We start from the raw sequence: 23,000 nt of genomic DNA on the forward strand, positions 1-23,000 counted from the left end.
GCGCGACGTTCGCTTCACCGCAAATCCGCCGCATCATCAATCAAGCCAGATGCGCCAGACACTCTCTTAAATCAGGCTGCCATCTGTCCAAAAATCCCTGACGACGGATATTTTGCGGCACTGACCTATCTCACGCTGGCCGAGGCGCTCTTGATCACACAGCTCTCGCTCATGCTCATGGCCGTGTGCGCAGTGATACTTCTATCGGAACGCCTCACAATCTGGCGCAACGCGGGCGTTCTTATCGGCTTCGGTGGTGTGGTTGTGTTGGTTTGGCCCGAACTCGGGAACGGCACCCAAAACGGGGCGCGACTGTGGGGTGTCGGGCTGGCGTTGGTGTCCGCTGTTCTCCTGCCTTAGCACATATCATGGTGCGCAGCCTTAACAGAACGGACAGCCCGGGCGCGATTGCCATGTACTTCGTGATCGCTTCCAAGTTCGGCGCTTTATGCACGCTACCGTGGGGTTGGGTCATCCCGGATGTGCCGACAACGGCGTTACCAGTTGGCGCTGGCCTCTTCGGCGGTTTCGGCCATATCGCCCTTACACTTTCGTTTCGCCATGCAGAGGCCTGACGTTTGGCACCCATTGAATAGGTGGCGCCGCTTTGGCCGCTCTTGACGGATCTGTTCGTCTTCCGCCTGAGCCTCTCCACTAACTTCACTCTGGCCGCGCCACTCATTCTGCCTGGCGCAGCGATCGCGGCGGCCGAAACTGGTAGAAAGGTGCGCGACTGGCATCTCTCGAGAAGAATGTCCGCAAGTAGTTCAACGCGATTTGCGAGCGCTCTATTAGTGTCCGCTTCTGCGAAGCTGCAATGCGGCAACGTATCTCGCGATGAAAGGCTGGTAATGGGATGTACCGGCTGCTTCACCCGGCAGGTTAGGCTTTGCCTATTTCTGCCAACTGGAGAAGTAGCATGGCGAAGAAGACAATTGATGAGCTGATGTCGATTGGCATCGATATCGGCAAAGACACATTCCACATCGTGGCATTCGACCCTGATGGGCAGCTGGTGATGCGCAAACAGATCAAGCGATTTGCGCTGGTTGCGACATTTGAGAAGCTGCCCCGATGCGTTGTCGGCATGGAGGCGTGTTTGAGCGCTCATTTTGTGAGCCGGACACTCCGCAAGATGGGTTTTGAGCCCCGCATTATCCCGGCGATCTATGTGAAGCCGTTCATCAAGGGCCAGAAGAACGATTACAACGACGCGGAGGCGATTGCGGAAGCGGCTTTGCGACCCAACTTGCCGGTTGTCCCTGAGAAGAGCCAGGATCAGCTGGACCTGCAGATGCTTCACCGTGTCCGGTCACGGCTGGTGTCGCGTCGAACCGCAACGATCAATCAAATCCGCGCCTTTCTGATCGAACGAGGCATCACGGTTCGCAAAGGCCTGCGCGCCTTGAAGAACTCATTCGAAACGATCCTGTAAGAGCGCAAAGACGAGATATCCACACGGATGCGGACGATCTTGATTGGTCTCTATGGCGATTGGCTCTGGCTTGATGATCGGATCGAAACCGTCTCGAGGGAGATTGAGTTGATCAGTCGCACCGAAGAGAACTGCGTCAACGTCATGACGATCCCTGGCATTGGCCCGATGATCTCGACAGCAATGGTAGCAGCTGTTGGTACAGGCGAGGCATTCGGGCGCGGCCGCGACTTCGCCGCGTGGGTTGGCCTCGTACCCCGTCAATACAGCACAGGTGGGCGAACAGTCCTGGGGCGCATCACCAAACGCGGCAGCCGGTATCTGCGAATGCTGTTCGTTCAGGCGGCCAAAGTCATCTTAATGCGTACCAACCGATGGCTGGACTTTAGCTTCGGCGAATGGCTGACCAAAGCTGCGGACCGCATGAACCGCAACAAACTGGCGTTCGCACTGGCAAACAAGCCGGCGCGTACGGCTTGGAGCATCTTGAGACATAAAACGGCGTTCGACGCCACAAGAGACGAGATTGCTATCTGCGTCTAATACACCGAGGCAATCCAAAGGAGTCCGCGACTGACAGAATGCATGGAACGGAACAATTACGCCCCCAGAGTCTGACGGCCCATTCGGTCACCTTAGACCTTGCCGGTAATGAGATCACGGCGCCTGCGTAACCCCAACAAGGCCACGGCCCGCGTGCCGATTAGTAGGCCGGATACATATGAGCGACTTCCGAGAACATGCGAATAAATCATTTGCGAACAGCAGCCGGTACATACATATGGGCCGCTCGTGACGCCAGCCAAAGCCAAGATTGACCAGATGGTGCGCCACATTTGATGGCCGCTGAAAGCCTGATTTGCCTATTCGCGTTTCTGCAGCGAATGTCAACTCTTAAGCGTTCGATGGCGAGCACGCGGGCGCGCGAGATCACACCAGCGAGGCAGGCCAGCCGGATGGGGTCATAAAAGCGCCAGAATTCGTGGGCAGTCTGCGATCAGGCAACGGAATGAGGAAGCGGATGGGAGCTTGGAGCGCGGGTAGTTTCGGCAACGACGAGGCCCTTGATTATGTGGGCGGCCTCTCCAGTTTCGATGCCGTGACAGAGACAGTCGCTGCTTTCTCGGCCAAACCAGTGGGGCTGGGGGCCGGGGACGCCTGCGCGGCGCTAGCGGCCTGCGACCTCGTGGCGGCTGGTTTGGGGCGAGCGCCTGCCGACTTGCCGGAGTTGCCGGATATCAAATTGCGCGCGGTGTCACAGGATACGCTGGACCAGGCCACGGCTTTGGTAAAGCATGTGCGCACGAGGTCGGAATTGGCGGAGTTGTGGGACGATGATGCGGAGGAGTGGCACGAGGCGCTGGACGCACTGTTGATCCGTCTGACCCCTTCGGCTCCCTACACTCAGCCCGAGCCGAAGCCGGAACGGCCCGCCGACTATATTGGGCATTGCTATGTCTGCCACGAGGCGGTGACAGAGCGCGATGGCCTGGCGTTTGAGTATGACGATGGCGGTGGTGTTTTGGGTGCGACCCCGCACCGGGCCTGTATCGACGCTAAGTTGGACGGCGCCGTTCCGCATTGGACGCCCGACGGCACGCCCCTGCCGACGGCGCGACGCCAGATGGTCGTCGACCTGGGGTATGACCCCGAAGACCTGATGCCGAACGGAGATATTCTGCCAGCGGCGCGGCGGCGCATGATGCTGGAGGTGGGTTACAGGGAAAGTGACCTCACCGAGGACGGGCACCTTAAGCCAAGAGAACCTTAGGGCGCCACAGCATAGGAGGGTTTGAGATGGAGGGAAGGCCTGGCGAATGCGGTTTCGCCCCCACCCTGCGAGTTCGCAAGACCCTTGATTTGTGGTTGCAGCGATTGTCGGCTCAAACGGGCCGCGCCGCAGCACATGATGGCCTTGGAGGACGGCGACTTTGTGCCGTCCCGATCGGAGCCAGTGGGCCTGCCGACCAGTTGCTACGTAAGCACCGAGGTCAGTAGTGGAGCCTTCCGACCGATGCTGCAACGCTGTCGAAAGTCCGCTACGCAGCCTTCATTAAACGGATGATGATCTCGGGGCTGTCATCCATCAATGGTTCTCGACTCCAGTTTCCAAATGTCTGCGAATGTATCAGGCCACTTTTCACTGCGAGCGCTTCTATCTCGCGCAGTTCAAGAAATCGTAGCGTGCTTCGCGAGATCAAAGCCTTGTTGTCGTCGCTGAAGTTGTAACGTTCTTCAAATGTCACGCAGTCGTCATTGACCCTCAAAATTTGGTGGACGACTTCGACGGTTCGACCTCCGCCAAGGTCGAAGGGAGGCGCGGTATACTCGGGCGTCCATCGAAGCCAAGGTCTACTGGCCGGATTGCGGGTTTCGAACCAAAACGATCCGCCGCGACGCAGACGTTTTTCAACCGCTTCAAACAGCGCAGAAATCTGGGCGTTTTCCAGAAGGCACTGAAATGCGTGACCCGTCATGATAGCTACGTCGAATGTGAGGTTATTGGCCAAGTCCGACACGAAACCGGTGACCCAAGTCACTGTTTGACTAGTGTCCTTCTGCATTGCTCTGGCGATCATCTGATAAGCAGGATCGACAGCTGTAACTTCATATCCGCGATTTGCGATGTCGAGTGCTAAGGTTCCAGTACCGCATCCAATATCCAAGACCGTAGCAGGTGGGACTGGAAGTTCCGAAATATAGAAGTCAAAGTCTTCGCGCGAAGAATTGATCGCGTCGTAGACGTCAACGAGTTTGCGGTCTTGGTACAACGCGTCCATGAGCGATAACTTACAAGTTGAGCGACAGAACTGAAGCCGACATTCATATGGATCATCGGTAGTCAGCTTTGTCCGCCATCCATTCGCCTTGCAGCTAAGGTCCGCGGGGGTCCAAACTGTTCGATGTTGCGCGAGGTGCGAATGCCAGCTCTGTGACGCTTGTCGAATGTGATATCGCATGACATCGTCCGACTATGAACGCAGCGCATTCTCAACATCATCTTGTGGACACAGATTGGTGGTCCGTGATGACGGTAACGATTGGGATTACAGTTTTCGCGATAGCTCAAGGTCTGACGTATCCGCTGATCTCATTGCTGCTGGCGGAGCGCGGTGCATCAGAGATCGTCGTCGGGCTAAACGCGGCTGCGTTCATGTTGGGCCTTGCTATCTCGGTTCTGGTCGTTCCCGCGTTGACACGACATTTGCGTGCCGGGCAGGTCATTGTCGCCGGTCTCGCGGGTGCAGCTGTTACCCTTGTTGGATTCGCCGTCTCCGATACTTTTGCGCTCTGGTTTGTGCTGCGCTTCGCACTCGGGTTTTGCGTCAATGCCATCTACGTTTTTGGCGAGGCCTGGCTCAATGCGGCAAGTGCCGACACAGTGCGGGGTCGTGTAGCTGGGGTATACAGCGCTGGCATGACTTTGGGCTTCGTGATTGGTCCGCTTGCTATACCCCTGTTCGGCACCGAAGACGGGTTGGCCTTCGCGGCCTGCGCGGTTCTGATTTCACTAGCGGCGTTCGGGCTTGGCCTCATGTCCCGAAGGGCGAGGGTGGAGCCAGAAAAGCTGGAACTTGCCGACCTGCCACGGTTCGCCCGTGCTGCTCCGTTGTTGATACTTCTCGTTTTGGCATTTGGCTTCGTGGACGCGACCGTCCTTTCGTTTGCGCCGCTGCATATGGTTGGTGGCGGTGCAAGCACGGCGGCTGCAGCGACATTTATTGCTGTGATGCATCTTGGCATGATCGTCGCTCAACCGGTCCTTGGAGTTTTGCTTGATCGAGTGGATCGCTGGCACGTGGCCATCGGCTGCCTGGCCGCGACAGGTCTGATCTTCGGCGCGCTCATGCTTCTACCTGCAACCGGCATGCTCATCTGGCCTCTCGGCGCGCTCGGCGGCGCGGCCTTCTTCGGAATTTACACCAGCGCGTTGGCAATTCTCGGACAAGAACACAAGGGACCGATGCTGGTCGCAGGTGCGTCGGCGTTTTCGTTGGCTTATGCCGCAGGCGGTATGTTGGGCCCAGCGGCAACCGGCGCACTCGTCAACGTCATGCCGGGTATGACATTTGCCCTAGTGGCCGTTCTCGGCATGGTGAGCGCCGTGATGCTTGTTTGGCATAGGTGAAAGTCGACCTGGGAGACGTCGCAGCGAAAGCTGTTTTCTTCCGGTGCGTCAAATACTTCTTCAATCAATGCGGCGACGGTCCCACGAGCCCACAGGCGACATCTGCAACACGGCCCATTAATGCCGTCTGTGCTACCAACCGGTGTTCTCCCATCTGCGCTGAAGTTCGCTTCGAAACCTCTGCACCCACTCTTCATCGATATCATCCCCCTGTCGAACAAGGCCCGTGTCCGGCTCAAATTGACGCGGTAAATCCAAGAAACCCATGACGCGGCGAACTTGTTGCTCGGGATCTAGATGCAGATCTTCATAAAACACGTTGAGTGGGCTGATCTGCGCGGCGCTGAGCATCTCGCCGATGCCAGCTTCACGCGCTACAGCCTGGGCCAGTAGGCTGACAAGCGCCTCGTAGCTGTAGCCGTCTGACAGATCGGCAGAATTCCTGTGACCCGGCCCCCTGGAATCAGGCCACTGGGGTGTTGGTAATCGGTCCAAGCAAAGGATGGAGTATGAAACGCAGATTTAGGGACGAGCAGATCATTGGGATGATCAAAGAATATGAAGCGGGCGTTAGAGCTCAAGAGCTGTGCCGGAAGTACGGGATCCTTTGACCGGCAGGTTATTGCGAAGCAATGACCGAGAGGGGGCGATGCCACGTTCTGCAAATACAAGGCCAAGTTCGGTGGCATGAACGTGTTGGATGCAAAGAAGCTGCGGGCGCTTGAGGATGAGAACAACCGCCTGAAGCGGATGCTGGCAGATGCGATGCTCGACAATGCGGCATTGAAGGATCTCGCGACAAAAAACTACTGACGCCCGATGTCAAAAGGCGAGCCGTGTCGGACGTGATGGATCGGCACGGCCTGTCCGAGCGTCGGGCGTGCGAGTTGGCTGACCTGCACAGGTCTGTCTTTCAATATGAGAAGCGGGACCGGGGTGACGAGGCCCTGCGCAAGCGGCTGCGTGAACTGGCGAACGAGCGCCGCCGGTTTGGGTATCGCCGTTTGGGCATTCTGCTGGCCAGAGAGGGATTTGAGGTGAACCACAAGAAGTTATTCCGGCTCTATCGCGAGGAAGGGCTGGCCGTGCGGCGCAGACGGTCACGTAAGCGGGCTCTGGGGACACGCAGACCAATCCTGGTGCCAGATCGGGCCAATCAGCGTTGGTCATTGGACTTCGTGTCGGATGCCTTTGCAGACGGCCAGAGGTTCCGCGTGCTGTGCATTGTTGACGACTGCACCCGCGAAGCATTGGCAACTGTCGTGGATCGCTCTTTGTCCGGTGCGCGATGACACGCGCACTGGATGACCTGATCCGGCGACGCGGCCAGCCCGATATCATTGTCTCTGACAACGGGACGGAAATGACATCTCACGCTGTTCTCAGATGGTGCCAGGAAACTGGCGTCGGCTGGCATTATATCGCACCGGGAAAGCCAATGCAGAATGCCTTCGTGGAAAGCTTCAATGGCCGCATTCGCGACGAATGCCTCAACGAGCACATATTCGGCAACCTCGCTGAGGCCAGGAAGATCATCGAAAACTGGAGGATCGACTACAACACAGAACGACCACACACATCGCTTGGCGGGCTGGCTCCAGCCCTCTAAGCCAATCTCAACCGCGCCACCCGACCTGCTTCGCTTGAGCTCCGCAAGGGCTCCGCTCTGCAGCCCTTGAACACAGCCCAATCAACAGAAAGAAACAGGAACGGATTCTACACAGGAACGGCCCAAATCAGGAGGCTGGGTCACCAAGTCTGGGACATTGCTGCCGTCCGCGCTTCACATTATGACATAGACATGGCGAAAAGAATTCAAACTCTCGGCGTCGTTGACCGCCTTTTCCCGCAAGTACTAAGCGGAGAAAAGCGATCTACAATTCGATGGAAAGAAAACCAAATTACAATAGGGCCGTTGAGGTTTGTTTGTGACGGAGATCAGCAGCAAACTGTCGACGTAGAGGTTTTTCGGTGCACGCATATGCCGTTGTCCGAGGTTGCATCATTTGTTGGAAAGACCGACGAATGGCCCGACCAGATCATGCTCGAAGGCATGCGCGAGCATTATCCCGAAATCAAACTTTCAAGCATCGTCCAGGTCATCGAATACAGGGTGCCCTAGTCGACTGGACCAGTCAGAAAGCGCCGGACTTCTTCGCCGTCGAAGACCACTCTTGCAGCCGACAGTACCCCGATGAAGATCAGACTTTTTCAGGGGTGATCGCATGGAATGTCGAGTTCCCTGGACAGCGGCCCAAGTCATAGGAAACGGCATCACCTATGCGGCTCGCTGCAACGATTGCCGCGTCAAAGTAACCGGTGAAGAGAGACTTATAGCCGGTGAACCAAAGCCCTGGGTTGGACGGATCTGTCTCGCCAGTCGGACGTTTTGGCCGCCCTTGGGCATCCAGCACGCCCAGGTGTTCTACCAGTGGCTCAAGATCGGTTCGATAGCCCGTCGCGCAGACCACGACATCGGGCGCGTAACGGTGTCCGTTTACAAACGACACAATTGGCCCCGACAGGTCGCGGACTGCCCCGACAACCCTGAACCGACCCGTCTTGATGGCCGCGACGAAGCCGTCGTCGATGGCAAAAGCGGTGCCGTCCTGAACCAGTCGGGTGCCACCGCCCAGTGGATGTGACGTCAGGCCGTGCCGTGTCAGGTCCCCGAAGAAGAGGCGTTGGGTGAGCGCGAATGCCCGGTCAACCAGCGCCAGCGGCATCGCCTGAAACAACCGCGCCGCGCGGTGAAGGGGAAAGCCCAAAACCCGTTTTGGAACGATGGCCGGACCATGGCGCACCGAGATCACGACCTCCGCAGGTGCGTGGCGGGCTAAATGGTTGAGCACGTCAGCTCCGGAGTTTCCAGCGCCGACAACCAGAACCCGCTTTCCGTCGAACCGGGAAACATCACCGAGGTCGGCCGCGTGCAGCACCTCGCCCGCGAAAGTCGCCAAGCCGGGCCAATCGGGAATATGTGGAACGCGGTCCCGCCCGGTGGCAAAGACCACATGTGCCGCGTGATAGGTCTGGTCAGCGGTGCGAATTACCCAACCGGCCGTCTTGCGTTCGACGGCTTTGACCTCTGCGCCGAAATGGATTGCGATACCGATCTGCTGGGCATACCGCTCGAGATATTCGACGACGCTGTCGCGTTTGAGGAACGCACCGTCCTTTCGCGGCGGGTGCAGTCCGGGGAGCCTGGCGAAATGCCGGTGAATGTTCAGCCGCAATGCCGGATGGCGATTGCGCCAAGGCTCCGCTATTCTGTTTTGTGCCTCCAGGATCGTGACCGCAATGCCGCGTTTTGCAAGGCCCCGGGCCGCGATGAGGCCCGACAATCCGGCGCCGATCACCAGAACGTCCTGGCACCTTTTTTCATCCATGATTTCATCTTTCGTTTTGCAGGCTGTGGCCGATTTCTGGATGCCCATCACTCTGCGGTCGCCCGCCGGCGTGCACGGCGGAACGGATGCGGGATGAGCATTGGCACGTCGCGCCGATAGTCTTCGTAGTCCGACCCGAATTCACGCAGCAATGCGCGTTCCTCGAGTCGAAGGCCGATCGTGATGTAGAGGGTCATCGCGGTCACGAAGAGCAGATGCCCGGCCGTCATCACCGGCGTCGCGGTCATCATAACGATCAGACCGAACTGAAGCGGATGGCGCACCAGACGATAGAGGAACGGCGTGCGAAACTGCGGTTGTTTTTCCGCGACCCCTCTCAGGTTGTCCCATGCCTGTGACAGCCCGACGAATTCGCCGTGGCCAAGCAGAAAGGTCGAGGTGAGAATGATGGCGGCGCCTAGGAAAAAAACGCCGTAGACGATCCATGCGGCAGGCCCGCTGATATCCCAGATCACGGCCGGGATTGGCTGCCAGCAGGAAAAGATCAACGCCAGAAAGAAGGACGATTGAAGAACATAGGTCGCCCGCTCGGCCGCTGGCGGGATGATCCGTATCCAGATGCGCTTGAAGGCCGGGCGGGCCATGACGCTGTGGGCCATGCCAAAGGCGGCGATGAGCGTCAGATTGACGAGAATGGCAATGGCGGGCGGGCTCTGGGCCGGGCCACGTATGTCGCCGACATTCAGCAGGAAGGCTGCGAACCAGACGAAAACAATGCCAAAGAGGCCGTAGCAGCCGATGGCGTAGACAAATATGAACTGTTTCATGTCAACCTATTGATGCGATTGATGAATGGCGATGTCGGTCTGATCAGCCGATTGACCGACCTTGAAATGGAGCGCCTTGAGGTACGGAGGGCGTCGCGGTCCGGGACGGTAGCAGGTCGCCGCCCCGGAGATATGTCACAGGCCCGTTCTTGGGGGCAGGGTCACGTACATCTGCACATGCGTCACAGTTGAAAATTCACCGGGCAGCGGGCCGTAGGTCTTTCCGTCAGAGTGCCAAGCAAGTGCAAGGTCGGCGGCCAGATGCTCACCGGTCAATTGCAGACAAGGCGTGATTGTACGTTCGAACCTGGCTGACCCAGAGGCGTCCGCGACGAATTCGTTCTCTGATCCATCACGTGCACCAAATGGCAGATCGTAAGTGCCGATGAACGGATCGGTCGGCGGCCAGACCATGAAGTCGTGCCAAATGGTGTATACACCGTTCGGGACAAGATGGTTGAACTGCAAATCCAGCTTGCCTGTACCGTCCTTGCAGACATACGTGCCGTGGCCCTCTGCCGCGAACCACTCGCCAAGGGTCAGCCCCAGAGCCGGACCTTTTGGATAGGGACCGGTGTCGGACGTATCGAGAAAATTGTGTGGTACTTCGACGGCGGGTGCGTAAAGGGGTGCGTCCATATCCCTGGTCGCCGCCGTCGGACGGAAAACTTCGCCCGAGCCGGGCACCTTTTCGTAAAACACATCCTGCTCGGCCATGCCGTCGTCGATGTGGAAGATGAAGCTGAGCGTCATCTGCTCCACCGGATCGTACGGGACCGCACCCTCCGAGCCGCTGGACTCTGCAAAGGCGATCCCGCCTTGGACCAGAACAAGGAGTGCGATTGTCGGTAGTTGAGGTTTCATTTTGAGTGTCTTTCCTGTTTTCCGGCCCTCAAGCCGATTGGGAGTATGATCCGCCATGCCCGTTCGGATCGGATGTGGCGGTTCGGTCCTGAACGTGCGTGTCGCGTGTCAGGGGTCTTTGGCCCCCGGAGAAATCCTCCGCAGGGGCATATGTGAGATTTCTTTTTTCCTTCTCTCCCGCGCGCTATCCCCCGTGATCGCCGGAGCGCGCTGGCGTGGGTTGAGGCGGCAGGCCGGATGGAACGTGCATCGGGACAAGATCACTGCGGTCGATCGCGGACGGGTCCGTAAGGCTTTCGAGGAAGGCCACCAGTGCGGCGACCTCGGCATCGCTACGGGATTGCGGCGCCAGCGTATTGGCCGCAGCGATACGCGCCCGAAGGGCGCGGCTTTGCTGCACCCAGACATCCCGCAACGCAAACGCCTCGCGACGGGCAGGGTTGAGCGGACGAAAGATCAATTCCGATCCAAACCCGGTTGCCTCGATCACGTGGTCGAGCGGTGGCAGATCGGCCCCCGCCACGTCATACTCAGCCAGCGAAGTCACCGGATCGAAGTGATGGCGCACCACATCTTCCAGTTTGTCGAAGGCGCCGTCATGTCCCCAGGGACCGGTCAGCGAGACATTGCGCAGCGAAGGTGTGCGAAAGGCAAAGAGATCGTCGGCATCGAACGTCACCCGGTACCGCCCTTCATCCTCAAGCCGCGCCATGAAGCCGGACGCCCGCCAATAGCCGGTGTCTTCGCCATGCCCCTTGCCCGGTCCGATCTGCGGCATCGCAATCGCGTGAAACCCATGATCGGTCAGCAGAGGTCCGGAATGACACCCCGAACAGCCGGCATCGCCATAGAACAGTTGCATGCCGAGCTTTGCCTCGGGGCCGAGGGCGTCGGCGTCACCGGACAGCCATCGGTCGAAAGGGCTCGCGTCAGAGCGGAAGGCGGCCGATTGGAACGCCGCCAGCGCGCGCGCTGCATTGACGAATGTCACGGTATCGGCTGGCACCAGCCCGTCGTATTCATCCGCAAAGGCCCGCATGAACATCTCGACATAGGCGGGTGTCTTGGCGAGCCGCGCGGCAAGCAGGTCCCAAGCATCCTGGAGACGATCCTCGGCGACCGCCGTGGCAACCGCGTTCTCGCCCTTCTGCCCCGCCATCTCCGTATGCGAGATCACCGGGAACATCGCCTGCGCCGCGAGCAGGCTGTCGAGACCCACTGGCAAATCTTCCCGCGCCGGGCTCCAGAACCCGCTTGCGAAGGTTGCGGCCGGGTCAGGTTCCAACCTGCCGTCGTGGAACATGGAAGTGTATTCCTGCGCCCCGATGTTCCAAAGTGGCTGGGCGTTTCGTGGTATCCGGCTGACGACGCCGTCCTGGGTCCGCCGGTCACGGCCAAACCCGGTTCCGCCTTCGCCGATCGACAACGACAGGTCGTCTCCGGTGCCGCGGGCCGGATCGTGACAGGTACCGCACGAGATATTTCGATTGCCCGAAAGAATCGGGTCGAAAAACAGAGCGCGACCCAGATCCACCAGGGCGTCGGGTGGCGCACCCTCGTACAGAAAATCGGAGTCCACCAATGGTCTGGGCAGGTCGATCTCGCTGCCACCACCACCGCCAGCCATCACCGGGTCCAGCGGTTTTGTCGCAAGCACGAGCCCGATGGCCGCGCCGCAAAGCAACGGAATTCTGACCGGGCCGCAAAGCAGGGATGGTTTTGAGTTCTCTCGAGACATGGGTTGATTTCGCTTTTCGGGTAGGAGATGCGGCAGTTCACGCGGCGCGGTTCTAGAACCTGGCTTCAAAATCGATCCAGTCGCCCTCGCGCCGCAGTCCGATGTCGCGCAACATGCGATCGGATAGTTTTGAGAGGTCGCCGGAGTATCGCCGGCGAACCCAGCCAGTTTCAGTTTCGGCGTACGCACGACGGATTGCAGCCCGGAGACGGTTCGAAATGGTTTTGTAGGTCATTGCTTTGGCGTCCTTCCATTGGGGGCCGGCCGCGGCGGCAAACGTCGCCGCTGCCCGCCCTCAGATTAACTATGCGGCGTCAAGCGCTTTGCAGATCTGGTCGAGATGGCGGTAATCGGTGCCACAACAGCCGCCGACGACGGACAGGTTCGGCAGGTGGCCTGCAAGCGCACGATAGAGCCGACCCAGCTCGACTGGATCGCCGTCGTCGAGTTCTTCGGCCACATCGAGTTCCGCGTGCGAAAGACGGGACGCATTTGCCCGGAGGCCGCCGATCCGATTGACCCACTCGCCGCCGCCGGCCAAGACCTGCCGAAAATGATCGGGATGCGCGCAGTTGATCATGAAATAGGCCGCCGCTGCATCCGTTGTCGCATCGACCTCGCGGACAGCCTCGGCCAGTGTATCCCCGGATGGCAACCGGCCGTCGGTTTCGAGCGTGAAGGAGACCACGGAGGGGATGTTCCCGTCGCGGGCGGCGCGCACGATGCCGATCGCTTCGGAGATGGAGGTGATCGTGATGCCGGAAACCATGTCGGCCCCGAGTTCACTGAACCACTGGATTTGCTCGGCGTAGTAGGTATGGGCCTCGGCGGCGGTGAGTTGGGTCGCAGGCGCATAGCCGTCGTCATGCGGGCCCACGACGCCATTGATCACGAAGGGGGAGGCGGGCGTTTCGAAATCCTGCCGCAGTGCCGCAAGCGTGGCGATCGCTTCGCGGTGAATCTCCTTCAAATCCGCGCTGTCGACGCCCAGTTGCGCACCCCATTTGGAGCTCGCGCGCCAGGTGGGCGTGTCCATGACGAAGCCGCGTCCGGTTTGAACCGCGAGCTTTGCGAGCTGCCGCATGTAGCGTTCGATCGCTTCTGCCCCGGCGTCGGTTTCGAGTGCCTTGAATGCGGCAAAGAGCGGCAGATCGATTCCTTCGTGAAAGACCAGAATGGTCTCCAGGCCGGCTTCGGTCAGCATCTTGTGGCCATTCAGCTGCGGCAGAGCGTGTCGGTATTTCATGTTCCTGTCCTTCGATGACGGAGCCCCTATGGGTTGTGGATACGAAGGCTTGTGGACCAGATAGCATGAGTCGTGATATGGCAGAGTCTTCCCAAAACGGTGAATTTCGGACAAATTCATGGCGGTATTCAAATCTTTGAAAACGGTTGTTCTGGCGCTGCCCTGCGCGGGCACGTCCACGATGTTCGGAATCCTAGACGTGATGGGATCCGTGGGGCGTGACTGGGAGATGCTGCATGGCCTTGCCCCCCGGTCACCGCTTTTCGATGTGAGTCTTCTGTCGCCGGACGGGCGGGCTTATTCGGATGTGAATGGACGTGCGGTCGTTCCTGAAGGACGTCTTTCGGATGCGTCAGCCAACCAACCGCCGCCCGATCTGGTGATCATCCCGGATCTGCATATCGATGTGCACGCCCCTTTCCCGACAGATCTGGAACCAGTGGCAGAGTGGCTGCGGAACGTGGCAGCCCAAGGCGCCTTGATAACATCGGTCTGCTCGGGTGCCTGGCTTTTGGCGCATGCCGGCCTGCTCGACGGCCTCGACGCGACGACGCACTGGGCCTATGCAGACAAGATTGCGCGGTTGCACCCCGAGGTCAGGATGCGGCGCGAGCGCATCCTCGTCCCGGCGGGCGAAGGGCATCGCATCGTGACAGCTGGCGGCGCCTCTGCGTGGGGGGATCTGATGCTGTATCTGATCGCCCGCTTCGGCGGGCAGGAGGAGGCGCGGCGGATCTCCAAGATCTACCTGCTACAGCCCCATACCGACAGCCAGCTTTGCTATGCCTCATTGCTTGCCGGGCGCCAACACGAAGACGCCATTGTCGCCGAGGCTCAGGTCTGGGCGGCCGGCAACTATGCCGACCCGGCGCCGGTGGCGGCGATGGCCAAAGTGGCGGGTCTGAGTGAGCGCAGTCTGCTGCGCCGTTTCCGGCGTGCGACCGGGCAGACACCGGTCGAATACATCCAAACCCTGCGTGTCGAAGAAGCAAAGCAGATGCTCGAGACGACGGACATGTCGATCGAGGATATCGCCGAAGAAGTTGGGTATACTGAAACGTCCAGCTTCCGCAGTGCATTTCGCCGCAATGTCGGCATTTCGGCCTCGGTCTATCGACGAAAGCACGCAACCGTGGCGCCGCTGACCGACACCAAGGGCATAGCCTGATGGCAGACTGCGCGCCAAAGAGACCGCGGCGGCAGAGCCGCAGATCTGTCGGAGCAGCAGGTCTTAGATCGTCGAAGATCGCCCGTCGCGCATCACCGCTCGGGGTCCATTAGGATGATCCAGCCAAGGCTTCAGCATTGCGCTTGACCAGATCGCGAAGAAAGTCTGCGACGGCGCCAACGCGGCGAGAGGCCGCGAGGTCGGATTGAGTCACCAGCCAAATCGACTGGTCGATGCCAAGATCGGAGTCGAGACAGATCAGATCATGCCGCCCCGCCAGGAAATGCGGCAGAACGGCAAGGCCGAGACCGCTCGCACAAGCGACAAGTTGCGTGGCCAGCGAGGTCGTCACGACCACGGGCGCGCGGTCTTTCAACATGCGCTCGGCCCATTGAGCGGCGGGAAGGTGCGCATAGGCGTCGGACCAGCCGATGAGGTCGTCGGCGTCAAAGGCACCGACATCTGCCGGCTGACGTCGCTTTGCGACGTAATCGGGCGCTCCGTATAAACCGTAACCGAGCGTGCCCAGCCGTTGCAGCGAAACGTTGCCGCGCTCGGGCCTTACCATTCTGAGCGCAATGTCTGCGTCGCGGCGATGCAGGTTGACGGTGGCAATGTCCGTCACGATCTCCAGTGTCAGTCGCGGATGCGCTGCCCGGAAACGGGGCAGTTCCGGTATGATCAACCCGGTGGCAAGGTTCTCCGCCGTTGCGAGCCTTACCGTGCCGGACACGGTCGCTTCCTGGCGTATTCCTGCAGTCAGCGACCGGGCCGCTGCCTCCATCTCTTCGGCCCGCTCGATGAGTGCCGCGCCATCGTCGGTCAGCCGATAGCCGGACTGCTGACGCAGAAAAAGCGGCTGGCCCACCGCCGCTTCCAATCGCTCGATCCGACGCGACACCGTGGCAAGGCCGATGCCCATGCGTCCGGCCGCGCCGCTTAGCGTACCAGCGCGTGTCACGGCCAGAAACGCGCGGATGTCGTCCCAAACAAGAGCGTCTGCAAGCTGCTTTCCGATTTTGGAGATCCACTTCCCGATTTCGGCAGTGTTTTTCAATATTCGAAAATGCCACATCTCGCCCGCTAGGACAATGCAATCGGCAAAGGAGAGCGGCATGGAAAAACGAACATTGGGACGGGGCTTCGAAGTTTCGGCCATCGGGCTCGGCTGCATGGGAATGAGCGAATTCTACGGCCCGCGCGATGACGAGATGTCCATGCGGGTGCTGCACGAGGCGATGGACCTGGGGATCGACTTTTTCGACACCGCCGACATGTATGGGCCGCATCACAATGAAGAGCTCATCGGCGCGTTTCTGGCGCAGTCACGCACACGGCCGAAAATCGCGACCAAGTTCGGCATCGTCCGGACCGCGGGCGAATACCGGCGCAGTCTTGACAACAGGCCTGCCTATGCACGAGCGGCCTGCGAAGGATCGCTGAGGAGACTGGGCGTGGAGCGGATTGACCTCTACTATGTCCACCGGATCGATCGTGCGCAGGAAATTGAGGAGACGATCGACGGTCTCTCCAAGCTGGTCGAAGAAGGCAAGATCGACCGCATCGGTCTGTGCGAAGTCAGCGTCGAGACGTTACGGCGCGCGCATGCGGTGCATCCGATCACTGCCGTTCAGACGGAGTACTCCCTCTGGTCGCGCGGGGTCGAGACGCAGGTTTTGCCGGCCTGCCGGGAATTGGGTATCGGCTTCGTGCCGTATTCGCCGCTTGGTCGGGGCTTCCTCACCGGACGGTTCGATCAAGAAACCGCGTTCGAGGAGGGGGACTTCCGCGCCTCGCTGCCGCGGTTCCAAACGGAAGCCGCAGGCTCCAACAAGCGCATCGCTGATCTGGTGAGCAGGATCGCCGCGCGCAAGGGCTGTACGGCTGCGCAGCTTTCGTTGGCCTGGCTTCTGGCGCAGGGCGACGCCATCGTACCGATCCCCGGGACGAAGCGGATAGGCTATCTGCGCGACAATGCAGGCTCCGTGAACGTGACACTGAGCGACGCGGACAGTCGTGAGATCGAAGAAGGTCTCGCCGCACTCCCCGTCTCCGGTGCCCGTTATACCGAAGAAGGCATGAAGGGGGTGGATGCATGAGCCGGACTGCCGAACCGCTTTCGCAGGCAATGGCACTGCTGCAAAAGCTGGAGCCCGGCGCACCGGCCAAGGTGCAGGCCAATCTTGACGCCTTTTCGCCGGGCTCGGCTGAATTGGTCCTGGGCTATGCTTTTGCGGATATCCTCGGTCGTGACGGGCTCGACCTTCGAACCCGCGAGATGCTGACAGTGGCGATGCTCGCCGCTATGGGGACGGCGCAGAGCCAACTGGATTTTCACATGCGCGCGGCAATGAAAACGGGCGTCACGCGGGAAGAAATTGTCGAGATTGTCTTGCAGGTGTCGGTCTACGCGGGCGTTCCGGCATGCATGAACGCGATCACTTCAGCGAAAAAAGCGTTCCAGGCGGCCGGGGCGAACTGACCTGTTTGCGCCGCTGAGCGCTGAGCGGACAGCCCGTTATCGGCGTCTTGATTGTAGAAACCATCCGGAGCGAATAATGGGTTTGAAATCCTGCGAGATTGATGCGGTTGAATGTCTGCTAAGCTGGCCGTCATCATCGGAACTAGACATACCACAATCGGTAGACGGCAGTGCTTAGTCGGAAGTCCGGAAAGGGTCCAAGTCGCTAGTACTGCGTGACGTACGAGTGCTAGACTTGCCTTGGAACTGATGAACGAGACACAATAGGAAAGTTGCTTCGTCAAGAGTCTGAGCCATGACCTTTCCGTCGCTGTGTCGAAAGAGGAGCCTGCGACAAAGACGGCAAGTCCTGACCTGTGTCCTTGGGCGGATTTGGCCCCATCATTTTCGGATGCCATCCAGGACGACCCGGAGGTGCCCTTCAATGATTTTCTCTTGGTCAATATCCGCGACCTTCGAGAACACCATGCGCCAGAATAGTGTCATGATGGCGGGGGCGATGAGGACGCGCATGTCTGTCTCTGCCGCGTGCGCGGCGAACTCACCTCTTGCGACCCCTCGAGCGATGATCTTCTGCAAATACCCCATGCCGACCCGCATGACCCGATCATGATGCAGCTGGACCAGATGCGGGAAACGGTTTCCTTCGGCAGCCAGGACACGCAGCACAGTGACTGCCTCCTCGTCGCCTGCGTCTTCATAGAGTTTGATGAACAGCATCTTCAGCAGTGTTTCGCTGTCGCCATCATAGCTATTGAATGCACTGTCCAACTGTTCGAGCGGGTCCGTCAGTCGCCGTCGCATCAACGCATCGAACAGTGCGTCTTTATCTGCGAAATACAGATAAACCGTGGCCCGTGCCACATCTGCGCGGCGCGCGATACCGTCAATCGTTGCGTTACCGAACCCACGTTCAGCGAACTCGGCCAAGGCGGCGTCAAGCAGTTCTGACGGGCGCGCGTCTTTGCGTCTTCTGCGTCTTTTTTCAGTCTTCATTTGCATCTCGCAGTTTTTGTCTCTATCTCTTAATGACACTAGTGTCATTAACTTGCATCTCCATGCCAGAGATAGCCATTATGTCTGATCCAGCACGAAAAGACCTCCCCCTAAAGGATACCGGCATCGAGCGCGCCGTAGAGAAGGAAGATCCGGCAGGGCCGACAAAGCTGCGAGGCCGCACTGGTCGGCTTGCACGCGTCTTTCTGACCGTTCCGGGGTTTGTGCTGGCCGTCCTCTTGGGTGGTGTGATCGGGCTCTACTATCAGCCTCCGGGACTTCAAGCCGTCTTCGAAGTCACCGGACTGCAACCCGGCGGTGGCACGGACACCCCGATAGCACTTGCGATCCAGCAGGTGCAAACGCACGAAGAAGTTGCCGTCATTTCCGGCGGTGATGTGGTGGCCCTGGGACGTGTCATACCAAAGGGCGATGTCGTCACTGTCGCCCCGCCGTTCGGGGCGGGCGACGCGCGCGTCGAAGAATTGCGCGTGCGCGAAGGGGCGACAGTCGCGGCGGGCGATGTCCTTGCCGTCCTCGACAATCGCGAACAGTTGGAAAGCGCTGTCGAAACCGCACGCGCGGCCTTGCTGGTGCGACAAGCCGCGCTGCTTCAGGCGCAGGCAGACGTCGACGCCAGCCTGCGCGAAGCCCGCGCAGCGCTCGAACGCGCGGAAGCGACATCCCAGGCTGCCGATGCAGAACTGGAACGAACGACGTCGCTTTTGGAACGGGGCGTGACGACAAGGGCCGTCTTCGATGCAGCATTGGCCCGCGCAACGGAGGCCCAACGCGATGTGGCCAGCCGGGAAGCCACGCTTTCGCGGTTTGATGTGGCGGGCGATACGCCGTTGCCGACAGTCTTGCTGGCGAAGGCGGAAGTTGCGGCTGCAGAGGCCGATCTGGCCAGCGCGGAACTGTCTCTGGACGAATCCTTCGTGCGGGCACCCATCGATGGCACTGTGATCGCCGTCAATATTCGTCCCGGTGAAAAGCCGGGCAATGATGGCATCATGGAGCTTGGAAACACCGCCGAAATGAATGTCGAGGCCGAGGTCTATCAGTCGATGATCGGTCGCGTGGCGATAGGCGATCCGGTTGAGATCACGGCAGATGCCTTTTCGATGCCTTTGAACGGAACGGTTTCTGCCATTGGTCTGGCGATTGGGCGCCAAACGATCACGTCCGACGACCCGGCTGCGAACACCGATGCCCGCGTGGTGGACGTGATTGTGTCACTCGATGCAGACTCTTCGCAACGGGCAGCGAGGCTGACCAACCTCGAAGTCATCACACGCATCGACGCAGGACGCGACCCATGACGCGTCTGATGACGCTTCTGACCGGGCGGCTGCCGATCGGCTGGCTGCAGTTGGCGCACAGCCGAACGCGCCTGATCGCGGCATTGGCGGGCGTGGCCTTCGCCAATATCCTTGTCTTCGTCCAGCTTGGAATCCTCGGCTCGCTCAACGACTCCACGACCGCCCCCTACACACTTTTTGGCGGCGACATCATGATTTCGTCAGTTGATGCAAACACATTGCTTGACGGATCAAACGTATCCCGCGTGCGGCTATTTCAGGCGCTGGCAGTGACAGGGGTTTCTGACGCTACAGCACTCTACATTGAAAATGTCGAGTGGTCCCGACCGGACGGTGGGACATCGACCTTGCAGACGGTTGGTCTGGATCCCAAAGCGGCGGGCTTTGTCCCTCCACACCTGAGCGATACCATGCTGCAACTCCTTCTGCCCAACACCATCCTTCTGGATTCGGGCACCCGTGGTCTGCCGACCGCGGCACTTGATGGCGTCACGTCCGCTACTCCGTATCGGTTGGAGTTGTCCGGCCAGGCAGTCTCGGCGATTGGAACCGTGCGGATCGGTGGCGGGTTCACTGCTGATGGATCGATTTACGCGTCAGATCAGACCTTTTTGAATCTTTTCCCAAATCGCAGTTCCGCCGCGCCAAACCACATTCTGGTCAATGTTGAAGACGGCGTCGATCCTGCAGTCGTGGTGGAGCGCCTGCAAGAGGCGTTGCCAGGGGATGTCGTAAAAATCGGAACGAAGGCCGACGTCGCGGCCGCCGATCTGGCCTACCAGACAACAGAACGGCCGACCGGCATCATATTTGGTTTTGGGGTCATTATCGGTGTGATCGTCGGCATTGTCATCGTGTACCAGGTGCTGTCCACGGATGTGGCTGACCACCTGCGCGAATATGCAACCTTCAAGGCCATGGGATATGCGCAGCGCTTCTTCCTGGGCATCGTGCTGGAAGAGGCCGTCATCCTCGCGGTTCTGGGGTTCATCCCCGGTGCACTGATATCGTGGGGCATTTATACCGGCATGTCTGTTGCAACAGGCCTGCCGTTGGAACTAGGGCCAGATCGTGCGCTGCTGGTTCTGGTCGGGACAATTTTGGCCTGCGTTGTGTCAGGCGTTATCGCGACCCGGCGCCTCGCGGCCGCCGATCCGGCAGATTTGTTCTGATGGCGCGTGACATGGACAATACGATGGATGTCGCGATCGCGGTCAATGGGCTGGACCACTATTTCGGAACCGGCGAAGCCCGCAAACAGGCCATTTTCGACGTAAATCTGCGAGTCGAACGCGGGAAGCTGACAATCCTGATGGGTCCTTCGGGCTCAGGCAAAACCACTGTTCTGACCTTGATGGGATGCCTGCGCGAGGTTCAGGAGGGCAGCGTCAATCTGTTGGGCACCGAGCTGAACGGCGCGACCGAGGCACAGCTTATCGGACTGCGCCGGAGGCTCGGTTTCATTTTTCAGGCCCATAACCTCCATGAAAGCCTGACCGCGACACAGAACGTTCTGATGGGACTTCAGGTCCACGGCCGCGGGGATGACCGCAAGCAGATCGCGGCAGCGCATCATATGCTGGCATTGCTGGGCCTCGAAGATCGGCTCAACTACCTGCCGGGCAGCTTGTCGGGTGGACAAAAGCAGCGCGTTGCTATCGCCCGGGCGCTGGTCTCGAACCCGGACATTGTCTTCGCGGATGAACCGACCGCGGCGCTCGACAAAGACTCTGGCCGAACGGTTGTCGAAATGCTGAAGGCTCTGGGCCAGGAACGAGGGACCACGACCGTCATGGTCACTCACGACAACCGCATTCTCGAACTCGCCGACCGGATCGTGACGCTCGAAGAAGGGCGGCTTGTTAAGGACGAATTTCCGCGGGGCCAGTCCCTCAAACTCGTCAGGGCAACGGAGACATGACCATGCCTGAAACCATCAGACTGACGGCACTTGCGACCTTTATCCTTCTTGGCTGCATCTTGCCCGCTTCTGCGGAATTTCTGACTGGAGAACAGATCAGGACGTTCTCTGTCGGCACTCCGTTCGAGGTCCGACGCTTAGGGATGCGCGCGCAGCTTCTTTATGCGCCGGACGGCACGTTTAGGACGGACAGCGCACGGATGTCTGGCAGCGGGACATGGGAAATCACCGGCGATACGATCTGCGCCACCATGGTGCCGAGACCGCGCCAAGGGGAGCAGTGTTTCACCCTCGAGGCGTTCGAAAACGCTGCGCTTCGGACCTCCGAAGGCGTGGTTCTCAAGCCCGTGCATTGATCGGAGGCGGGACATGACCAATGATATTGCCAGACGCATGTTCCTATTTTCCGGCGCCGCTGCTTTGGCTGGATGCGCCGCACCTGATTTAGCGCCAGCCATTCGGCCGTCCGGCAAACCGGATCTGCTGGCGTCGATCCGGTTCGCGGCAGAGGCACCCCCTGACATCTGGACAAGCCATCTGAATGTCGCGGCGATGCGCAATGCTCCGAACGTGCTGGCGTTGTCCGGTGGCGGCGAAGACGGGGCCTTTGGAGCCGGGGCGCTCAACGGTTGGAGCGCAGCCGGCGGACGCCCGGATTTCGATCTCGTCACAGGCATCTCGACCGGTGCGCTGATCGCGCCATTTGCATTTCTGGGATCGGACCACGACCCGACACTACGCCAGATTTTCACGCAGCATGACGCCGCAGATATCATGCGGTTTCGGGGCTTGTCCGGTTTTCTGGATGACGCTCTGTACAGTACGGCTCCGCTTCAGGAGCTTCTGGAATTCTATGTTTCCAACGACGTCGTGACAGACGTCGCCGCACGGCACGCTGCCGGGGCGCGGCTGTTTGTTGTCACATCCAATCTCGAAGCGAACCGCGCTGTGGTCTGGAACATGGGCGAGATTGCCGGTCTCGGGCAGGCTGACCTGTTCCGCGGTATCATGCGTGCCTCTTCCGCACTCCCGGGACTGTTCCCGCCAGTCAACCTGCGGTTGGCAGCGGCAGATGGTGCGTACACCGAAACGCATGTTGATGGCGGTCTCCACATGCAGATGCTGGCTGTTCCAACCGCCGCATTCGATGCTGGGCCAATTCGGCGCAGCGGTGGCCATCTTTATCTGATCATCAACAACACACTTTATCCGGCCCCGCAGGCCGTACCGCGCACCACCGTCGGAGTATCACAGCATGCCTTGACCACGATGGTCCGGTCGAGTGCCGTTCAGACGGTTTCGACCGCGCAACTTTTCGCACGGCAAGGCGGCCTTGATCTCTCTGTCGCATCGATCGATCCGAGTTCGGGGATCGTGTTTGATACGAGCGAACGTTTCTCACAGACCTACATGCGATCCCTGTTCGCACATGGCTTCCAGCGCGCTCTAGGGTCAGGACTCATAACCAATAGATGACTGTTGCTGCGAGAGCGATTGCGGAGAGGAAGACCTTCGGACATCG

Annotated in this window: 22 protein-coding genes and 2 pseudogenes; 14 read left to right on the plus strand and 10 right to left on the minus strand. The window is 59.6% G+C overall.

What is annotated here, in order from left to right:
- The 3 genes and pseudogenes from MUB52_RS22550 to MUB52_RS22560 form a co-directional block, all read left to right on the plus strand.
- A partial coding sequence (locus MUB52_RS22550; protein WP_263846413.1) for a DMT family transporter occupies positions 1-360 on the plus strand: 360 nt, incomplete at its 5' end.
- A 559-nt stretch (positions 361-919) separates the two neighbouring features.
- Positions 920-1,978: pseudogene (locus MUB52_RS22555) on the plus strand (IS110 family transposase).
- 478 nt (positions 1,979-2,456) lie between these two features.
- Entirely contained in the window at positions 2,457-3,206 is a 750-nt protein-coding gene (locus tag MUB52_RS22560; RefSeq protein WP_263846414.1) for a DUF4259 domain-containing protein, read from the plus strand.
- Positions 3,207-3,474: 268 nt separating this feature from the next.
- Here MUB52_RS22560 and MUB52_RS22565 read toward each other — a convergent pair whose 3' ends face one another.
- Entirely contained in the window at positions 3,475-4,215 is a 741-nt protein-coding gene (locus MUB52_RS22565; protein ID WP_263846415.1) for a class I SAM-dependent methyltransferase, read from the minus strand.
- A gap of 248 nt (positions 4,216-4,463) precedes the next feature.
- On the opposite strand from MUB52_RS22565, the gene MUB52_RS22570 reads away from it, so the two are divergent.
- Positions 4,464-5,564: an MFS transporter gene (locus tag MUB52_RS22570; protein ID WP_263846416.1), complete on the plus strand. Its 1,101-nt coding sequence runs from the start codon at positions 4,464-4,466 to the stop codon at positions 5,562-5,564.
- Between the two features lie 132 nt (positions 5,565-5,696).
- Here MUB52_RS22570 and MUB52_RS24145 read toward each other — a convergent pair whose 3' ends face one another.
- A complete protein-coding gene (locus MUB52_RS24145) occupies positions 5,697-6,059 on the minus strand; it encodes a Stf0 family sulfotransferase (RefSeq protein WP_404818270.1) in 363 nt (120 codons plus the stop codon).
- 14 nt (positions 6,060-6,073) lie between these two features.
- Between MUB52_RS24145 and MUB52_RS22575 the strand changes: the two are divergent.
- Both MUB52_RS22575 and MUB52_RS22580 read left to right on the plus strand, forming a co-directional pair.
- Positions 6,074-7,167, plus strand: a pseudogene (locus tag MUB52_RS22575) (IS3 family transposase); the annotation flags it as partial.
- A 198-nt stretch (positions 7,168-7,365) separates the two neighbouring features.
- Entirely contained in the window at positions 7,366-7,686 is a 321-nt protein-coding gene (locus MUB52_RS22580) for an ASCH domain-containing protein (RefSeq protein WP_263846417.1), read from the plus strand.
- 79 nt (positions 7,687-7,765) lie between these two features.
- On the opposite strand, the gene MUB52_RS22585 is transcribed toward MUB52_RS22580, so the two are convergent.
- The 6 genes from MUB52_RS22585 to MUB52_RS22610 all read right to left on the minus strand — a co-directional run bounded on the left by MUB52_RS22585 (position 7,766) and on the right by MUB52_RS22610 (position 13,589).
- Complete coding sequence (locus MUB52_RS22585; protein WP_263846418.1) at positions 7,766-9,001, minus strand: flavin-containing monooxygenase; 1,236 nt, start codon at positions 8,999-9,001, stop codon at positions 7,766-7,768.
- Positions 9,001-9,741, minus strand: coding sequence for a methyltransferase family protein (locus MUB52_RS22590; RefSeq protein ID WP_263846419.1), 741 nt, complete (start codon positions 9,739-9,741; stop codon positions 9,001-9,003). Before MUB52_RS22590 ends, MUB52_RS22585 begins: the two co-directional genes overlap by 1 nt.
- A gap of 135 nt (positions 9,742-9,876) precedes the next feature.
- Entirely contained in the window at positions 9,877-10,662 is a 786-nt protein-coding gene (locus MUB52_RS22595; RefSeq protein WP_263846420.1) for a hypothetical protein, read from the minus strand.
- Positions 10,663-10,789: 127 nt separating this feature from the next.
- The gene (locus MUB52_RS22600) at positions 10,790-12,232 is read right to left on the minus strand and encodes a cytochrome-c peroxidase (protein WP_263846421.1); all 1,443 of its coding nucleotides are present in this window, start codon (positions 12,230-12,232) and stop codon (positions 10,790-10,792) included.
- Positions 12,233-12,395: 163 nt separating this feature from the next.
- Entirely contained in the window at positions 12,396-12,578 is a 183-nt protein-coding gene (locus MUB52_RS22605) for a hypothetical protein (protein ID WP_263846422.1), read from the minus strand.
- Positions 12,579-12,647: 69 nt separating this feature from the next.
- Positions 12,648-13,589 carry a homocysteine S-methyltransferase family protein gene (locus tag MUB52_RS22610; protein WP_263846423.1) on the minus strand — a complete coding sequence of 314 codons (942 nt, stop codon included), beginning with the start codon at positions 13,587-13,589 and terminating at the stop codon, positions 12,648-12,650.
- A 118-nt stretch (positions 13,590-13,707) separates the two neighbouring features.
- On the opposite strand from MUB52_RS22610, the gene MUB52_RS22615 reads away from it, so the two are divergent.
- Complete coding sequence (locus tag MUB52_RS22615; RefSeq protein ID WP_263846424.1) at positions 13,708-14,757, plus strand: GlxA family transcriptional regulator; 1,050 nt, start codon at positions 13,708-13,710, stop codon at positions 14,755-14,757.
- Positions 14,758-14,866: 109 nt separating this feature from the next.
- Here MUB52_RS22615 and MUB52_RS22620 read toward each other — a convergent pair whose 3' ends face one another.
- A complete protein-coding gene (locus tag MUB52_RS22620; protein WP_263846425.1) occupies positions 14,867-15,814 on the minus strand; it encodes a LysR family transcriptional regulator in 948 nt (315 codons plus the stop codon).
- Between the two features lie 58 nt (positions 15,815-15,872).
- Between MUB52_RS22620 and MUB52_RS22625 the strand changes: the two genes are divergently transcribed.
- Positions 15,873-16,856 carry an aldo/keto reductase gene (locus MUB52_RS22625; protein ID WP_263846426.1) on the plus strand — a complete coding sequence of 328 codons (984 nt, stop codon included), beginning with the start codon at positions 15,873-15,875 and terminating at the stop codon, positions 16,854-16,856.
- Positions 16,853-17,239 carry a carboxymuconolactone decarboxylase family protein gene (locus MUB52_RS22630; protein ID WP_263846427.1) on the plus strand — a complete coding sequence of 129 codons (387 nt, stop codon included), beginning with the start codon at positions 16,853-16,855 and terminating at the stop codon, positions 17,237-17,239. Before MUB52_RS22625 ends, MUB52_RS22630 begins: the two co-directional genes overlap by 4 nt.
- A 381-nt stretch (positions 17,240-17,620) precedes the next feature.
- Here MUB52_RS22630 and MUB52_RS22635 read toward each other — a convergent pair whose 3' ends face one another.
- Positions 17,621-18,235: a TetR/AcrR family transcriptional regulator gene (locus tag MUB52_RS22635; RefSeq protein WP_263846428.1), complete on the minus strand. Its 615-nt coding sequence runs from the start codon at positions 18,233-18,235 to the stop codon at positions 17,621-17,623.
- Between the two features lie 80 nt (positions 18,236-18,315).
- On the opposite strand from MUB52_RS22635, the gene MUB52_RS22640 reads away from it, so the two are divergent.
- From MUB52_RS22640 to MUB52_RS22660, 5 genes are read left to right on the plus strand one after another with little or no spacing between them, the layout of a single operon-like run.
- Complete coding sequence (locus tag MUB52_RS22640) at positions 18,316-19,557, plus strand: HlyD family efflux transporter periplasmic adaptor subunit (protein ID WP_263846429.1); 1,242 nt, start codon at positions 18,316-18,318, stop codon at positions 19,555-19,557.
- On the plus strand, positions 19,554-20,729 hold the full coding sequence (devC, locus tag MUB52_RS22645) for an ABC transporter permease DevC (RefSeq protein WP_263846430.1): 1,176 nt from the start codon (positions 19,554-19,556) through the stop codon (positions 20,727-20,729). The genes MUB52_RS22640 and devC overlap by 4 nt, the downstream gene beginning before the upstream one ends.
- Positions 20,730-20,752: 23 nt before the next feature.
- The gene (locus tag MUB52_RS22650; protein WP_263846431.1) at positions 20,753-21,478 is read left to right on the plus strand and encodes an ATP-binding cassette domain-containing protein; all 726 of its coding nucleotides are present in this window, start codon (positions 20,753-20,755) and stop codon (positions 21,476-21,478) included.
- Positions 21,479-21,480: 2 nt separating this feature from the next.
- Complete coding sequence (locus MUB52_RS22655; protein WP_263846432.1) at positions 21,481-21,834, plus strand: hypothetical protein; 354 nt, start codon at positions 21,481-21,483, stop codon at positions 21,832-21,834.
- 13 nt (positions 21,835-21,847) lie between these two features.
- Positions 21,848-22,954, plus strand: coding sequence for a patatin-like phospholipase family protein (locus tag MUB52_RS22660; protein WP_263846433.1), 1,107 nt, complete (start codon positions 21,848-21,850; stop codon positions 22,952-22,954).
- Positions 22,955-23,000 lie beyond the last annotated feature (46 nt).

This window comes from Roseobacter sinensis (genome assembly GCF_025755255.1).
GTDB lineage: Bacteria > Pseudomonadota > Alphaproteobacteria > Rhodobacterales > Rhodobacteraceae > Roseobacter > Roseobacter sinensis.

Bases quoted from the DNA above. Each gene is read 5' to 3' on its own strand.
- MUB52_RS22560 (WP_263846414.1), top strand. From the start codon at position 2,457: ATGGGAGCTTGGAGCGCGGGTAGTTTCGGCAACGACGAGGCCCTTGAT.
- MUB52_RS22565 (WP_263846415.1), bottom strand. From the start codon at position 4,215: ATGGACGCGTTGTACCAAGACCGCAAACTCGTTGACGTCTACGACGCG.
- MUB52_RS22570 (WP_263846416.1), top strand. From the start codon at position 4,464: ATGACGGTAACGATTGGGATTACAGTTTTCGCGATAGCTCAAGGTCTG.
- MUB52_RS22580 (WP_263846417.1), top strand. From the start codon at position 7,366: ATGGCGAAAAGAATTCAAACTCTCGGCGTCGTTGACCGCCTTTTCCCG.
- MUB52_RS22585 (WP_263846418.1), bottom strand. From the start codon at position 9,001: ATGGGCATCCAGAAATCGGCCACAGCCTGCAAAACGAAAGATGAAATC.
- MUB52_RS22590 (WP_263846419.1), bottom strand. From the start codon at position 9,741: ATGAAACAGTTCATATTTGTCTACGCCATCGGCTGCTACGGCCTCTTT.
- MUB52_RS22595 (WP_263846420.1), bottom strand. From the start codon at position 10,662: ATGGCGGATCATACTCCCAATCGGCTTGAGGGCCGGAAAACAGGAAAG.
- MUB52_RS22600 (WP_263846421.1), bottom strand. From the start codon at position 12,232: ATGGCTGGCGGTGGTGGTGGCAGCGAGATCGACCTGCCCAGACCATTG.
- MUB52_RS22605 (WP_263846422.1), bottom strand. From the start codon at position 12,578: ATGACCTACAAAACCATTTCGAACCGTCTCCGGGCTGCAATCCGTCGT.
- MUB52_RS22610 (WP_263846423.1), bottom strand. From the start codon at position 13,589: ATGAAATACCGACACGCTCTGCCGCAGCTGAATGGCCACAAGATGCTG.
- MUB52_RS22615 (WP_263846424.1), top strand. From the start codon at position 13,708: ATGGCGGTATTCAAATCTTTGAAAACGGTTGTTCTGGCGCTGCCCTGC.
- MUB52_RS22625 (WP_263846426.1), top strand. From the start codon at position 15,873: ATGGAAAAACGAACATTGGGACGGGGCTTCGAAGTTTCGGCCATCGGG.
- MUB52_RS22630 (WP_263846427.1), top strand. From the start codon at position 16,853: ATGAGCCGGACTGCCGAACCGCTTTCGCAGGCAATGGCACTGCTGCAA.
- MUB52_RS22635 (WP_263846428.1), bottom strand. From the start codon at position 18,235: ATGAAGACTGAAAAAAGACGCAGAAGACGCAAAGACGCGCGCCCGTCA.
- MUB52_RS22640 (WP_263846429.1), top strand. From the start codon at position 18,316: ATGTCTGATCCAGCACGAAAAGACCTCCCCCTAAAGGATACCGGCATC.
- devC (WP_263846430.1), top strand. From the start codon at position 19,554: ATGACGCGTCTGATGACGCTTCTGACCGGGCGGCTGCCGATCGGCTGG.
- MUB52_RS22650 (WP_263846431.1), top strand. From the start codon at position 20,753: ATGGATGTCGCGATCGCGGTCAATGGGCTGGACCACTATTTCGGAACC.
- MUB52_RS22655 (WP_263846432.1), top strand. From the start codon at position 21,481: ATGCCTGAAACCATCAGACTGACGGCACTTGCGACCTTTATCCTTCTT.
- MUB52_RS22660 (WP_263846433.1), top strand. From the start codon at position 21,848: ATGACCAATGATATTGCCAGACGCATGTTCCTATTTTCCGGCGCCGCT.